Annotated in this window: 10 protein-coding genes and 2 pseudogenes; 7 read left to right on the forward strand and 5 right to left on the reverse strand. The window is 49.6% G+C overall.

Annotation, left to right across the window (positions count from 1 at the left end; all coding sequences use genetic code 11):
• Window positions 1-22: 22 nt before the first annotated feature.
• Together T411_RS01000000119075 and T411_RS01000000119085 are read right to left on the reverse strand one after the other, a co-directional pair.
• A pseudogene (locus T411_RS01000000119075) lies at window positions 23-1918 on the reverse strand (Hsp70 family protein).
• Window positions 1918-2549: pseudogene (locus tag T411_RS01000000119085) on the reverse strand (DUF2760 domain-containing protein). Before T411_RS01000000119085 ends, T411_RS01000000119075 begins: the two co-directional pseudogenes overlap by 1 nt.
• A 536-nt stretch (window positions 2550-3085) precedes the next feature.
• Between T411_RS01000000119085 and T411_RS0105955 the strand changes: the two are divergent.
• The gene (locus tag T411_RS0105955) at window positions 3086-4669 is read left to right on the forward strand and encodes a sensor domain-containing diguanylate cyclase (protein ID WP_000912195.1); all 1584 of its coding nucleotides are present in this window, start codon (window positions 3086-3088) and stop codon (window positions 4667-4669) included.
• A 17-nt stretch (window positions 4670-4686) separates the two neighbouring features.
• A complete protein-coding gene (locus tag T411_RS0105960) occupies window positions 4687-5217 on the forward strand; it encodes a 3'-5' exonuclease (protein WP_001108807.1) in 531 nt (176 codons plus the stop codon).
• Window positions 5218-5502: 285 nt separating this feature from the next.
• Here the strand turns inward: T411_RS0105960 and T411_RS0105965 are convergent, their stop codons facing one another.
• Both T411_RS0105965 and T411_RS0105970 read right to left on the reverse strand, forming a co-directional pair.
• Complete coding sequence (locus T411_RS0105965) at window positions 5503-5961, reverse strand: tellurite resistance TerB family protein (protein WP_000481270.1); 459 nt, start codon at window positions 5959-5961, stop codon at window positions 5503-5505.
• A gap of 52 nt (window positions 5962-6013) precedes the next feature.
• Entirely contained in the window at window positions 6014-6364 is a 351-nt protein-coding gene (locus T411_RS0105970) for a VC1380 family protein (RefSeq protein WP_000647616.1), read from the reverse strand.
• A 201-nt stretch (window positions 6365-6565) separates the two neighbouring features.
• On the opposite strand from T411_RS0105970, the gene hrpA reads away from it, so the two are divergent.
• The 5 genes from hrpA to T411_RS01000000119100 all read left to right on the forward strand — a co-directional run bounded on the left by hrpA (window position 6566) and on the right by T411_RS01000000119100 (window position 14242).
• Window positions 6566-10495: an ATP-dependent RNA helicase HrpA gene (gene hrpA / locus T411_RS0105975; protein WP_000204546.1), complete on the forward strand. Its 3930-nt coding sequence runs from the start codon at window positions 6566-6568 to the stop codon at window positions 10493-10495.
• 139 nt (window positions 10496-10634) lie between these two features.
• Complete coding sequence (locus tag T411_RS0105980) at window positions 10635-11117, forward strand: outer membrane beta-barrel protein (protein WP_000751961.1); 483 nt, start codon at window positions 10635-10637, stop codon at window positions 11115-11117.
• A gap of 216 nt (window positions 11118-11333) precedes the next feature.
• Window positions 11334-12686 (forward strand): molecular chaperone, encoded by a 1353-nt coding sequence (gene yegD, locus T411_RS0105985; RefSeq protein WP_000469664.1) that lies wholly within the window; start codon window positions 11334-11336, stop codon window positions 12684-12686.
• A gap of 124 nt (window positions 12687-12810) precedes the next feature.
• Window positions 12811-13827 (forward strand): lipoate--protein ligase, encoded by a 1017-nt coding sequence (gene lplA, locus T411_RS0105990; protein WP_000169395.1) that lies wholly within the window; start codon window positions 12811-12813, stop codon window positions 13825-13827.
• Between the two features lie 235 nt (window positions 13828-14062).
• The gene (locus tag T411_RS01000000119100) at window positions 14063-14242 is read left to right on the forward strand and encodes a DUF2256 domain-containing protein (RefSeq protein ID WP_001889657.1); all 180 of its coding nucleotides are present in this window, start codon (window positions 14063-14065) and stop codon (window positions 14240-14242) included.
• Here T411_RS01000000119100 and T411_RS0105995 read toward each other — a convergent pair.
• Window positions 14220-15170 carry a LysR family transcriptional regulator gene (locus tag T411_RS0105995; RefSeq protein WP_001881150.1) on the reverse strand — a complete coding sequence of 317 codons (951 nt, stop codon included), beginning with the start codon at window positions 15168-15170 and terminating at the stop codon, window positions 14220-14222. The two genes, T411_RS01000000119100 and T411_RS0105995, sit on opposite strands and share 23 nt — an antisense overlap.
• Between the last annotated feature and the right edge of the window lie 78 nt (window positions 15171-15248).

Genomic DNA, 15248 nt, shown 5'->3' on the forward strand with positions numbered 1-15248 from the left:
GAAGGATGCCGCTACTGTCTTGTTAATGTTGCTGTGGTGTAGGTTCGTTCTGTGGGTTATCCCGAACATCAAATTCCACATGCCATTTTTGGCCATTATCAGCCGCAATCGCTTCAAGATAGAGCGTACCGAGCTCAGTCACTCGTGATGCCAGCGTAACCGGAACCACTTCTCCTGCTCGGCGACCTTCAGAAACAGGTAAGGTGATCTGAATGGTTGGCAGATCGTCTAGTTCATCATTGGCCCAATCGACAAGGTGAGTCCCCGCAACATCATCACGGCGAACGGTGGAGCCATAGAATTGGAAGTGCACTGGCTCACCAATCACTAGGCCAAACTGGCGATCCGCGACTTGCGCGCTCGAGCCTTCTTCCATACCAAATGGAGCAACGCAGAGTGCTTCCATCGGCGGTAACATGCCCGGAATGGCTGGCATCGCACTTTCAATCCCGACATAGTAAGCCGAAGCAATACCACCACGGATGCGTATCCCTTGACCTTGACGCACAACGCCGTAGTAAGCCGCGCCACGTGCCACTGCCAGATCCAAATCCACTCCGGCAAGGAGTTTGGCAGGAGCCGCATTGGCCTGAGTTAACCAAGCATTGATGGTTTCTAGCAAACGATCGGCAAGCAGAGTCGATTTAAGCACACCGCCGTTAAGTAAAATGGCACTTGGCTTAATGAAATCGGCTTGTGGAGCGGCCATGCCCGGAATGCCGGCCATCGCGAAAGGCAGGCTTTCGGTTTGACCTTGCGCGTTGGCTTGTTTACTTAAAAATGCGGCGATGTGGCGAGTGATGCCGGCATCTTGCGCGTAAGGCAAACTCATCTGAGTCAGTGCGCCGCGCATTTTGTGTTGTGGATGTTCGTTGATAGAAACTGCTGGGAAGAAACCATCGACTAGCGTTTGCTGAACTTCTTCACGAGTCAGTTCGGTTTTCAGTGTTGCGCCGAGCAGTTTAGAACCGCGGCTTGGTACCACGATCGGCACTGCGGCCAAATCCGGTTGGCTGAGGAGTACTTCTTTTGCATCACGGCATGCGTGTGTCATGGCTTGTACTTGCCACATTTGCAGCTCTTTGCCTTCCTGCGCCAACTTCATTTTCAGACGATAGGCGAGGGCGAGATCCATGTTATCGCCACCGAGCAGAATATGTTCGCCAACGGCAATACGCTTGAGGGCAAGGTTGCCTTCTTCTTCGGTCACTTCGACCAGTGAGAGGTCAGTGGTACCGCCGCCGATATCGATCACTAACACCACATCGCCAACGCTCACTTCACTGCGCCATTGCTCATGGCGGTTATCAATCCAGCTGTACAGCGCCGCTTGTGGTTCTTCGAGCAGAGTAAAGTGCTGCAGGCCAATATTACGTGCCGCTTCCGCGGTTAAATCACGGGCGGCAGGATCAAACGAAGCAGGAACGGTAATGGTGACATCTTGTTCAGCTAATGGGGCATCAGGATGCGCATGATCCCACGCGGCTTGTAAGTGCTCTAAATAAAGTTCAGTGGCACGCAGAGGGGAAATTTTGCTGACATCTTCAGGGCTGCCCGATGGCAAAAAGGCTTCGCGACGATTAACGCCCGCATGGCATAATCAAGATTTGGCGCTTGCGACTAGGCGAATCGGGGTTTTTGAGCCCAAATTACGCGCAATTGCACCGACCAGTGCAGTTGGTTCACTGCTCCAAGGCAAACGGCGTGAAGCGGCAGCCATTTCATGTTCATGGGGTTGATAAACGAAAGAACCGAGCTGGTTGAGGTTTTCCACAGTGCCCGGCGCTGTCATTTGCGCAATCGACATCACTTCAACACGGCTCTCTTCACTCTGTACATCTTGATAAGCGAGTACGCAGTGGGTTGTACCAAGGTCGATACCTACACTGTATTTGGCGGAATGAATTGGCATCTCCATTACAGTTCTACCTCCGCAGGCGCGAGGATAGAAGTGTCGTAATTGTCCGCCAGTTTCGGCAGGGTTATGGAATCTGCACGCCAACCTTTGTGAATCAGAGTGCCAACGAATGGCGCTTGGCCAGTCACTTGACCGGTTAGGCGAATTTCTTGCGTATTGAAGCCCGCTTCGACGCTGATGCGGCTCTCTTCTTGTTCGCTACGAATAGGCGATAGCGTGAGGTATTCGCGCAGCACTTTTTGGCCGCCACTATGAATCACGCGAGCGGCTGCGCCCACTTCTTCATCCGAAAACTGGCTCACTTCTTCTTGTAAGAAGTCAATTAGGCGAGCTTCTTTTTGCAGCAGCGAGAGAAGTTGCAGTGCTGAATCGGTTGAGGCGGTTGCGAGTTTGGATTCCACTTCAACGACTCGTTCCACGACTTTTTCAATTTCGACGATTTTTCCACTTCGATGATTTTTTCTACTGGCTTTTCAACCGTCACAATCTTTTCGACGGGTTTTTCTACGATCTTTTCTGTCACTTTGCCTTTACGAGCAATGGCAACAATCAATAGCAGTACTGACGAAGCTGCTAGCCCAGCATGGAGCATATCAAAAGTGGTTGGGATCAGGTTTAGGTCGATATTCATCGTGAATTCTCTTTTGCAGACTCTGTGCTCAAGGCACAACAAGTTTCTATACCCGGACTTGAAGCTACGGGCGGGCTGTTTGCTCTCTTTCATCACACAGTTTGTCTATGTGTTTACGGAGATTGACAGACTTACCACTGACCTGAAGCGTCGAGTCGGTTGGTATACGCTTAGCGAAAATAATGAGTATCAGGTGCACTTTGTTTCGTTGTACCAATGTTAACTCAGGCTTTTTCGCTAAGCTGCGTTATAGACTAAGCTCAAAATAGGGGCGGATAGTACCATATTCAAGGCGAAAGGCAGCGATGAATCCCGATTTACAGGCTGGGATAAGGTTTGATTGGTGGCTTTGTGAGCAGTGAGTGTGGTCGATTTTGCACCATCTACCCCTGCATTTCGTGAGTAAGCGCTCGGTTTATCACTGAATGCTCTGAAAATGACTTGAATCTAGCGTCCCAACTGAAGTAAGGATATTGATATATCACACATCTTCATCATGATTTTTCATGATAGATAACATAATAAGGAAGAAGTGGATGCTCAAACATGTGCGCGTGATTGTGCCCTTGCTGGTACTGTTGTTTTCTCTGCTTCTGACTGTGTTTGTGGTTTACACCGCATACTCATTACAGCTGCGCCATAATCGTACTCTGCTGGAAAATCTCGCGGACCGGCAAACTATGGCACTGCAGCAGTTTGTCGATAGTGATATCCATTTTATCGGCTCTGCCGCCAACTTTTTCCGCTCAAGCACAAGCGATGACTGGGTGCGTTTTCACACTTTCGCAGAAGAGACCCTTAAAGGTTCACAAAGCCTGATTGCTTTACAATGGTTAGTGAAAGTTGAGCCGCCTCAGGCTGAAACTTTTACCGCGCGAATGCAGCAACGTTTTCCTGAGTTCACTTTGTACACGGTGCCAAAAACGGGAGAGATCAAACACGGTTTCGGTACGGATGACCAAGCGAAATACGTTTTATCGGATATTTATCCACTTAATTATGACAATCGTAAACTGTTAGGCTTTTACTCGGAGCGTGAACGTTTCAAACGAATACTGGCGGATATTGTCGTTAATCGTCGGCCGAATGTTTCGGATAAAGTGCGCCTGCTACAAGATGGGATTGATAAGTCGATCGTCAAAGATGGCATGTTGGTGTATCACCCTGTTTTTTCTTCAGAAGATGATCGCAGCTTACTTGGTGTGATGGTCGGGGTGGTGCGCCTATCCACCTATTTCGAGAAACTGGTCCAAATCAGCGTAATGGAACAAGATCTCGATATGCGCGTGATTGATACCGGATTTGATTCGGAAGACAGTCCGGTTCTTTATCAAAGCCCGATGTGGCGAGCGGATGATGAACCCAAAATAGAGCGCAAATTGGTGTTGCCAAACCGTGATTGGGTGCTGGAGTTTGAACTGCATCAGCCGATTAACCATAGTGAAGAGTGGGTGCTACTGGGCTTAGGGTTGGGTGGCGTTATTATTTCTCTGCTGCTTAGCTACATCATGCGAATGCAACTGGAAGAGAAACAACGGCTGACAGATATGATTGAGGAGCGTACCGCAGAGCTGCGTTATCTGGTGGAGCATGACAGTTTGACCAACATCTATAACCGCCGCTTCTTTAGTCAGCATTTGTGCAAAATGTTAGATGAAAAACAATCCTTTACCTTGATTTCATTTGATATCGACCGCTTTAAGCAAATCAACGACAGCTATGGGCATTTAGCGGGGGATTACGCTTTAACACATGTGGTTGATGTGGTGAAAAAAGAGTTGGTTGAATCGGATATTTTTGCCCGTTTCGGCGGTGACGAGTTTGCCATCTTGTCATCCGTTACTGATGAAACGGCGCTTTATACTTATCTAGAGCGGATCCGTAAAGTGGTCGAAGCCGAACCTGTGATGCTCAATGCCGAAACACCATTAACCTTAACCATCAGTATTGGGGCGAGCATTAACTGTGAGTACAGTGAGCCGGAAATTTTACAGAGTGTTGATGATCAGCTCTATCTCAGTAAATCGAAAGGTCGAAATCGTGTATCGATTGCGCAGCAATGCAGCAAGGTAGAATCGAATTATGCCTTCAATTCAGGTAGGATGTTCGACTTTATGTAACAGAGAAAGAGCCAAGAATGAATTACAACCGTGTTGTGTGCTTCGATTTAGAAATGTGTTGTTGGAACGAAAACGGAGTGGGAACCACGGGTGAAATCATTGAAATTGGTCTAGCAGAAATCGATCTCGCGGCGGGAGAAATCGTCAAGCGCGCGCAGTACTTTGTCAAACCGGAAAAAGATGAAATCTCGCTGTTTTGCGCCGAACTTACTGGGATCACACCGCGCAAAATCGAAAAGCAGGGGCGGCCTTTAGCCGAGGTGATCCAGTCTATGGTCAAAAACTTCGGTGGTTCGAATAAAATTTACGCCTCATGGGGGCGCGATGACCTCATTTTGCTTAACGAGTGTCGAGAAAAGGGCCTTTCTGTCCCGTTCCAAGAGTTTCTCAACCTTGCCACCTTGTATCGTATTCAACATCGTTTGAAAGACAAACGTATCGGTCATCGCGCGGCTCAGGAATCGCAAGGTATTGAATGGGAAGGGCGTCAGCACTCAGGCTATGTTGATGCCTACAACTTGGCAAAGTTAGCGTTAACCATGCTGTAATGTGATATTCAGCAAATTGTTATGCAACGTTTCAGATCTTGTTCTAGGCTTTTGTATGGTTGTCCACAAAGCCGAGTGTACCGATGGAAGATATTCTTTACGTCTGTTGGCTGGTGAATGCTCTAAGTTGTATCGCTGTGATGCTCTATTGGCGAATGACACCACCACTCTAGCGACTTTTTAGACAAGAAGTTCTAGATGAAAGCCCAAGTTCAAAAGCGCGAATTTCGCGCTTTTTGTCTTTCAGACAAAGGGAGAGAGTGTCGGAGCCGATAACGCGCGGCGTTATTCTGGTGATTGATGTTTGTCTGCGGCCATCAGTTTGGCGCGAATAAACTGACTGTGATCGACATACAGCAGCTCAGCGGCCTTACGAATTACCGCATCTTCAAGCGGATCAATCGTGCCATCCGCGTTGGCCACTTCCCACATCGCTTTGATCAGCTCAAACCGTTGTGTTTGAGAGAGGCTACGTAGCTGGGAAGTAAAATCGTACAGTGACGCAGATTGTTTGACTTCTTGCTCTGCGCGCATGAGTAAGTCGCTGGCTTGCTCAGCCGTACATTGGAGCAAATGCTGCAACAGTGCCAGCTTAGCTTGTTGCTCTGGCGCTGAAATTTGTTGATCTGCGCCAGCCACTTCGCTGAGCAGACAGGCGATAGCCAGCTCTGGTGTGGCAGAGTGTTGAGCTAAGTCTTGACCTTCAAGAAGCTGCTTAAACAGGGAGGTGAGTGCATTAAACATAGGCAAGCCTTGGAGATTGGGAGTCGTAGGTTAAACAATGTGGCCTTGAGCGTCACTCTTCAAGCATAGCACCTAAAATTTCGATAAATTCTGAGCTAGTGCGTTCGTGGGCAAGAGTAATCAACGCCAGTAGTGCTTCGGCTTTGGTTTTGGGGCCGCTGTCCTCAGCCAAAATCGTCATGAGCTGTGAGCGGATCAATTCCATCTCATGCTCGACAAAGCCGCGGCCTTCCTCTTCGCCTTCTCCTTCTTCCGGCGCGTTATCAAAGGTGAGAAACAGCATGTCATCGTCAAGCTGCGCTTCAATTAAGCGCTCTGGAAGCCACACTTCCCCCATCACCACATCAGGATCAAGGTCATCGGGGAGCTGGTTTAAAATCGTTTTCAGTTCAGAGGCTTTCACAATCGCTTCGTTTCCTTAAGGTTCTATCTTCATTTTAGCGGCCAATCGCGCCGAAAACGAAGCTTCTTTTGAGTATTAGGCTTGCATTTGCTGTTTCTGTAGGCAGGTAAAGGTGGCTAAAGCGTGGGATCATGGGCGTGTTGCTAAAACTCTGTGGTACAATCCGCGCAGTTTTTTGGAAAGATAACAATAGGAAATGCTTTGACTTCGTCACAGCCCACACCCGATTCGGCAGCTCAGCCAAAAGCCAATAGTGCTGCCAGTTTAAAAAAGGCGCTCGGAGAGTGCCTGATCAAAGATCGTTTTCGTTTTAGTAAACGCATTGATGGTGCCAGTAAAATTAAAAATGAATCGGCACGCAACGCAGTATTTGACGAAATCGCGCTCGATATTGCGCAATCCATGATGGTGGTGGAGCAGCGCAAGCAACAAATGCCAAAAATCGAGTATCCCGCTCTGCTGCCAGTCAGCCAAAAACGTGATGATATTGCGCAGGCGATTGCTCATCATCAAGTGGTGATCGTGGCCGGTGAAACCGGTTCAGGCAAAACCACTCAGCTACCGAAAATTTGTGCAGAATTAGGCCGTGGTAAATACGGTTTGATTGGCCACACTCAGCCGCGCCGTCTTGCTGCGCGATCAGTGGCAAACCGCATTGCCGAAGAGATGGAAACCGAACTCGGTGGCTTTGTTGGCTACAAAGTGCGTTTTACCGACCAAATCTCTGATCAGACTCAAATCAAATTGATGACTGACGGTATCTTGCTGGCGGAGATCCAAAACGATCGTTTCCTTAACCAGTACGACACCATCATTATCGATGAAGCGCACGAGCGCAGCCTCAACATCGACTTTATCTTGGGCTATCTCAAGCAGCTTTTGCCGCGTCGTCCCGATCTCAAAGTCATCATCACCTCGGCGACCATCGACCCTGAGCGCTTCTCGAAGCATTTTAGCAATGCGCCGATCATCGAAGTCTCAGGCCGTACTTATCCGGTGGAAGTGCGCTATCGCCCTCTTACGGGGGATGATGACAGTGAAAGCGATCGCGACCAACTGGAAGGCATTTTCCAAGCGGTGGATGAGCTGTGCGATGAAGGATTGGGCGACATTCTGATCTTCATGAACGGTGAGCGCGAAATTCGTGATACCGCGGATGCGCTTTCAAAGCGCAACCTGCGTGATACGGAAATTGTGCCACTGTATGCACGTTTGTCAGCCGGTGAGCAGAACAAGATTTTCCAACCTCATGCGGGTCGTCGCATTGTGCTGGCCACCAACGTGGCGGAAACCTCGCTAACGGTTCCGGGCATCAAATACGTTATCGACCCAGGTACCGCGCGTATCAGTCGTTACAGCTATCGCACCAAAGTGCAGCGTTTGCCGATTGAGCCGATTTCCCAAGCCAGCGCTAACCAGCGTAAAGGCCGCTGTGGACGTACCGAAGAGGGGATCTGTATCCGCCTCTATTCGGAAGAGGATTTCTTGTCACGCCCTGAGTTTACTGACCCTGAGATTCTGCGCACCAACTTAGCCTCGGTTATTTTGCAGATGACGGCATTGGGGCTAGGCGATATTGAAGCCTTCCCCTTTGTGGAAGCGCCAGATAAGCGCAACATTCAAGATGGCGTGCGTCTGCTCGAAGAGTTAGGGGCGATCAACGATCAAATCAAAGACCCGAAAAAACGCCTCACCGAAAGTGGTAAGCAGCTAGCGCGTTTGCCGATTGATCCACGTTTGGCACGCATGGTGCTCGAAGCGTCTAAATTAGGCTGTTTGAAAGAAGTGATGATTATTGCTTCCGCGTTGTCGATTCAAGATCCGCGTGAAAGACCGAGCGACAAGCAGCAATCGGCCGATGACAAACATCGCCGTTTTAACCATGAAGATTCAGATTTCCTAACGTTAGTGAACCTATGGCACTACATCGGACAGCAGCAAAAAGCGTTGACCAGTAACCAGTTCCGCCGTCAGTGTAAGCTTGACTATCTCAACTATTTGCGCGTGCGTGAATGGCAGGATGTGTACACCCAACTGCATCAATCGACTCGGGAAATGGGTTTTAAGCTCAATGATGAACCGGGCAGTTACCATGCGGTGCACAGTGCGATCTTGGTCGGTTTGTTGTCGCACATCGGTATGAAAGATCAGGAGAAGAACGAGTACCACGGCGCACGTAACGCACGTTTCAACATTTTTCCTGCCTCTGGCTTATTTAAAAAGCAGCCGAAATGGGTCATGTCGGCAGAGCTGGTGGAAACCTCCAAACTGTGGGCGCGCGTGGTTGCGAAAATCGAACCGGATTGGATTGAGCCACTAGCGAAACACCTGAGCAAGCGCAGTTACAGTGAGCCACATTGGTCGAAGAAAAATGCGGCGGTGATGGCGTATGAAAAAGTGATGCTGTACGGCATCCCGATTGTTCCCAAGCGCTTGGTCAACTATGGCACGATTGATCCTGTGCTCAGTCGCGAAATTTTCATTCGCAGCGCACTGGTAGAAGGGGATTGGGAAACCAAACACGCCTTCTTCAAACAAAACCGCGCGCTACTCGCCGAAGTGGAAGAGTTAGAACACAAATCGCGTCGCCGCGATATTCTGGTTGATGATGAAGAGTTGTTCCAATTCTACGACCAGCGTGTCGGTACCGAAGTGGTGTCTGGTCGCCATTTTGATGCGTGGTGGAAAACCGCTAGTCGTAAAACGCCGGATCTGCTCAGCTTTGAAAAAGAGATGCTGTTCAAAGGCGATGCCAGCCACATTACCGATCTGGATTACCCGAATTTCTGGCATCAAGGCAATCTGAAACTCAAACTCAGTTACCAGTTTGAGCCGGGCGAGAACAGTGACGGTGTGACGGTACACATTCCGCTGCCAATCTTAAATCAAGTTGAGCCACATGGCTTTGACTGGCAGATTCCCGGTTTGCGCCATGAGTTGGTGGTGAGCTTAATTAAATCGCTACCGAAAACGCTGCGTAAAAACTTTGTGCCAGCCCCCAATTACGCTGACGCTTTTTTGGCGCGTGTAACACCGTTTGAAATGCCGCTGCTCGATGCAATGGAAAAAGAGCTGCGCCGCATGACGGGTGTGACGGTGCTGCGTGAAGATTGGAAACTCGATCAACTGCCTGCGCATTTAAAAATTACTTATCGCGCGGTGGATCATCGCAATCGCAAGCTCAATGAAAGCTGCGATCTGCATGAGCTGAAAGAGAGCTTGAAAGAGAAAGTGCAAGAGACACTTTCACAAGTGGCCGATGACGATATCGAGCAGCGCGATCTGCATACGTGGTCGTTTGGTGAGCTACCGAAAGTGTACCAGCAAAAGCGTGGTGGCTTTGAAGTTAGAGCTTATCCGGCGTTAGTCGATAAGAAAGACAGCGTCGAAATCAAACTGTTTGAAACCGAGCAAGAGCAGCTTAGCGCGATGCGTGCCGGTCAGCGCCGTTTGATTTTGCTTAACGTGCCATCACCGATCAAATATCTGCACGCCAATCTGCCGAACAAATCTAAACTCGGTTTGTACTTTAACCCGTATGGCAAAGTGCTCGATTTGATTGATGACTGCATTGCCTGCGGCGTTGATAAGCTGATTGAAGAGCGCGGCGGCATGGTGTGGGAGCCACAAGCATTTGAAGCGCTCAAAGAGCATGTGCGTGCCGAGCTTGGCGATACAGTAGTTGAGATTGCCAAGCAGGTAGAAACCATTTTGACCACGGCTTACAACATCAATAAGCGTTTGAAAGGTAAGGTGGATTTCACGATGGCGTTTGCGCTTTCTGATGTGAAAGCACAAATCGAAGGGCTGATTTTCAGCGGCTTTGCGACTGAGTGCGGTTGGAAACGTCTGCCGGACATTCTGCGTTACATGCGCGCGATTGAACGCCGGATGGAAAAACTGCCGGTCGATCCCAACAAAGATCGTCTGCATATGCTGAAAATTGAATCGGTAGCCAACAAGTATAAAGAGCTGCTGAACAAGATCCCGAAAGGGATGGCGATTCCCGATAACGTGCGAGAAATCCGCTGGATGCTCGAAGAGTTACGCGTGAGTTATTTTGCTCAGCAATTGGGTACGCCGTATCCGGTTTCGGATAAGCGGATCATCAACGCGATTGAGGCTTGTTAGTCATGAAGGCAAATTTCGTGGCACTCGATAATAAATAGGTACGAAATTTGCTTAACAAGCTGAGATGACGGAATTTGCACTCAATGTGGCAACGACTGGCCGCCGTCAACGTTGCCCCACTATTTAAAGAAGGTTAATTATGAAAAAGACATTACTTGCTCTGGCATTACTGGGTGCCTCTTCAACCGCGATGGCGGATTCATGGATCTATGGCGGTGCGTCAGTAGGTCAATCGGATTATGAAGGCAAACATGGTACGGCTTACTCTGTGCATGCTGGCACAGGTATTCTGCCATTCATTGGTTTAGAAGCGGGTTACGTGAACCACGGTGACTTTGAAATCAATGCAACTCAAGAGCTGTCAGCCTCTTCTCTTTACTTTGCAGTGAAACCAAGCATGGATTTCGGCCCTCTGCACGTTTACGCTAAAGGCGGCCTGCACTCATGGGATAAAGACATCAACGGTGGCAAAATCGATGATGGTATCGACGTGATGTACGGCATCGGTGCCGAATACTTCATCATAGGGCCATTCTCAGTAGGCGCAAGCTACATGAACTACACCATGGATAGCACAGACGTTGGCACGCTCTCATTCAATGCGACGTTCCACTTCTTGTAAGATTTGCTTTAATCGCAATGCTAAAGCCAGCGTCATGCTGGCTTTTTCATGTCTGCTGTTCCAAGTAATGGCATAGCGATGACCTGAATCTGGGAAGGGGCTTTAGGTGAGGGCGCGCCGTGAGTGAGTATCAAAAACAACAATTTCTTCTAGAGATAAGAGAAGGCTTGCGATAGGATCGCCGGCCTTTTTTCGCTTAAGAGTAGGAGTGGGTAGATGTTTATTGGATTTGACTATGGTACGGCCAACTGCTCGGTAGCGAGCATGCAGGATGGCAGGCCTGTGCTGATCCCACTTGAAGGTGACAGCCTCTATATTCCTTCGACACTCGCCGCGCCCACGCGTGAGTCGGTGTCTGAACATCTATTTCGCCATCGTCACATTGCCCCAGCGGATGCACTCGGTGAGCAACTTCTGCGTCGTTCGGTGGCGTCTAATCGTGAAGAAGGCATTGATTTACAGTTTGCTGATGTGGTGTTTGGTCAGGCGGCGCTTGATCTCTATCTCTCCGATCCCCATGAAGTGTATTACGTGAAATCGCCCAAATCCTTTTTGGGGGCGATGGGGTTACACGACATTCAACTGAGCTTTTTTGAAGATCTGGTGTGCGCCATGATGGCCAACATCAAAGCACAAGCAGAAGCTCACTCCGATGCAGTGATTCAGGATGCGGTGATTGGTCGTCCGGTCAATTTTCATGGTCGGGGCGGGGAGGACTCTAACCAGCAAGCGGAAAATATTTTGCGCCGTGCGGCCACTCGCGCTGGTTTTCGTCATCTTGAGTTTCAGTTTGAGCCTGTCGCTGCTGGGCTAGAATACGAAGCCACACTGACCGAAGACAAAACCGTGTTAGTAGTGGACATTGGCGGCGGTACCACCGACTGCTCACTTATTCAAATGGGGCCATCATGGCGCGGCAAAGCGGATCGCACGCAAAGTCTGATTGCGCATACAGGTCAGCGCGTAGGCGGTAACGATCTCGATATTCATCTCGCTTTCAAAGCCCTGATGACGCCCTTTGGTTTTGGCACTCAAACGCAAAGCGGGCTAGACATGCCGATCACCCAATTTTGGAATCCGATTGCGATTAACGATGTGAGTGCGCAAGCCAAATTCTTTTCCCGTGAAAATTTGGCCGATTTAAAACGCCTGCACAAAGAGGCGCGTGAGCCGGAAAAACTGGCGCGACTTCTGGCGGTCTATCACGATACTTTGGGTTACAGCCTTGTCAAAAAAGCCGAAGAGGCGAAGATTGCGCTCTCTGACACGGCGCGAGCGATTGCGCAAATCAAAGTGCTATCCGAACTGCTAGAAGTTGAAATTCAACGCGAAGCGATGATCGAAGCGATTGACGTGCCCAAGACCAAAATGATTGAGTTGGTGACAGAAGCGGTGACGCTCGGCGGCGTGACGCCGGATGTGATCTTTATGACCGGCGGTAGCGCGCGTTCACCGATTTTACGGGCTGGTGTTGAGCAAGCTCTGCCTAACGTGCCTATCGTCAGTGGTAACTACTTTGGTTCGGTTACGGCGGGTCTGGCGCGCTGGGCACAGGTCTGTTTTCGCTGATCATCTTAAGCCTTCTTCGGAAGGCTTTTTTGTGTGGCGAATTTATTGAAAGCAAGGGGTTTGGCTATCTGCGCAGAATTGCGTAACATGGCGCATCTTTTCTATTGCTTGGTACGCAACAACCATGACTAAGACTCGCATTCTGCTCTCTGATTCTACGGACCCTTGGTTTAACCTCGCCGTCGAAGACACGATTTTTCGTTCTATGCCCGCCGATCAGCGTGTGCTGTTTTTGTGGCGTAACGCCGATACCGTCGTGATTGGTCGTGCGCAAAACCCGTGGCGCGAATGCAAAACGGATCGTATGGAGCAGGACAAAGTGAAACTCGCACGTCGTCAGACTGGGGGCGGGGCAGTTTTCCATGATTTGGGCAATACCAACTTCACCTTTATGGCGGGTAAACCGGAGTACGATAAAGAGGTCTCAACCAAGATTGTGTTGGCGGGGCTGCAAAAGTTGGGGATTCATGGGGTCGCCAACGGGCGCAATGATCTGGTACTGGAAGATGAACAGGGTATTCGTAAGTTTTCCGGTTCTGCTTATCGCGAAACGCTGGATCGCGGATTTCACCACGGCACGCTGCTGCTGAGTGCCGATCTCAACCGTTTAGCCGATTACCTCAATCCCGATCTTAAAAAGCTGCAAGCGAAAGGCATAACCTCGGTGAAATCGCGAGTCATCAACCTCAACACGGTTAAAGCGGATATTGAGCACCAACAAGTGTGTGAAGCGATCATGCAAGCCTATTGCGAACATTACCAACAGCAGGTTGAGCCTGAGTTGATCTCGCCGCAGTCGTTTTTTGATTTGCCGGGATTTGAGCAAAAATTCGCTCAGCAAAGCAGTTGGGATTGGAACTTCGGACAAACGCCACCTTTTACTCACCACATGGATGAACGATTTAGCTGGGGTGGCGTCGAGGTGTATCTTGAAGTTGAGCGCGGCACGATTGTGCAAGCCACGATTTTCAGCGACATGCTGGACCCTTATCCGATGGAGCAATTGGCGCTGCGTTTAAGCGGGCTCACCTACAACAAAACGGCGCTTGAACCGTGCCTTGCCCAATTGATGCAGGAATTGCCACAATACCAATTGCCTCTAGAAGAGTTTCAGCGCTGGTTCATCGACCAGATTGATTGAGCCTCACCTGTACGTTTTTGTAACCGCGCTCCTGCTTATCATTTCCTATTCTCGATTCCCTCCTCACTCAGAGGAGGGGCTCACCAAGCGTATTCACAAAGTATGTTGCCCTGATTTCTTTCTTGTTCTCTTTTGCTCTCTCTTACGATTCCCAAATCATAACAAGCGGTGAGCCAATCAGACGCAACGTTCGTATATCTTCAAATTGAATAACTGACGTGATACTCGGTGTAGGGTGACTTCGCATAAAAAAGCCTATTTGGCGCAGAAAATTTGTCCTGTCTGTCAGCGGCCTTTTGCTTGGCGTAAAAAATGGCAGCAGTGTTGGGATGAAGTCAAATATTGTTCGGAGCGCTGCCGGCGTCATCGTTCATCACAGTCGCTTGGTGCTGTTAAGGCTGATGCCAATAACTGAATGCGACACGTGACCAGTGCGTCATGATGTAATCAATCAGGGCTTGAGTGCGCTCAGGTAAAAAACGGCGCTGCGGATGGAGCAGATACACATCTGCGCCTTCAATTTCCCACTCGGGGAGCAGCTCGATGAGCTGACCGCTACGCAGGAGTGGCTCCATTAATCCTCTTGGTAAGCGGGCGATGCCCATGCCTTGTAAGGTGGCTTGCACTATCGTGTCCAGCTCGTCGGAGCACAAACGCGCCGTCGGAATAAATTGCACTTTTTGCGCGACGCTGTGGTGATGAAAAATCCACGGCAGCTTGTGGTTGAGACTGAGTAGGGGATGCTCTTTTAACTGCTCGGGATGCGCTAAGGTAAGCGTTACTGTGCTGAGTTTGGCAGCAAGCTCAGCACTGGCACAGAGTACGGAAGGGTTACGCGCCAGTTTACGCGCTACCCAGTCGGACTCCGGCTGTGGGCCAAAACGCAGCGCGATATCCAGATCCCGCTGGCTGAAATAGTCGAGCCCTGAGCCAACTTGCATGCGCAGTGTGACATTCGGATGCAGCTCGGCAAACTCCAGCGCCAAAGGGGTTAATTGGTGGCGCAGAGGTAACACGGGTGCACTTATCGCGATTTCGCCGCGGTAATCTCGTTTCGCTTGCTCGACCTCTTCTTGTTTGCGCTCAATTTGGGCAAACAGCTCGGCGTAGCTGTGAAATAGCTGTTCACCTTCTTTGGTCAGTACCAACTCTTTACTGTTGCGGATCAGCAAAATGCTGCCCGTATCTTGTTCAAGTTGCTGAATACGGCGGCTCAGCGTGCTGGTAGACATCGATTTCTGTTTCGCTGCTAAGGCAAAACTGCCACAACGCACCACGGTTAAAAACAGCGCCAAATCATCAAGTTTCATCGGTAATCCCATTTTTGCAATTTCGCGTCCCATTCTATCCTATTTTCGGATGGCTGTGATTTGGTTATCTTGTGCCACAGCAAATCCATTCCCTTTGACTTTATCTTGAAA

The organism is Vibrio cholerae ATCC 14035 (assembly GCF_000621645.1).
Taxonomy (GTDB): domain Bacteria; phylum Pseudomonadota; class Gammaproteobacteria; order Enterobacterales; family Vibrionaceae; genus Vibrio; species Vibrio cholerae.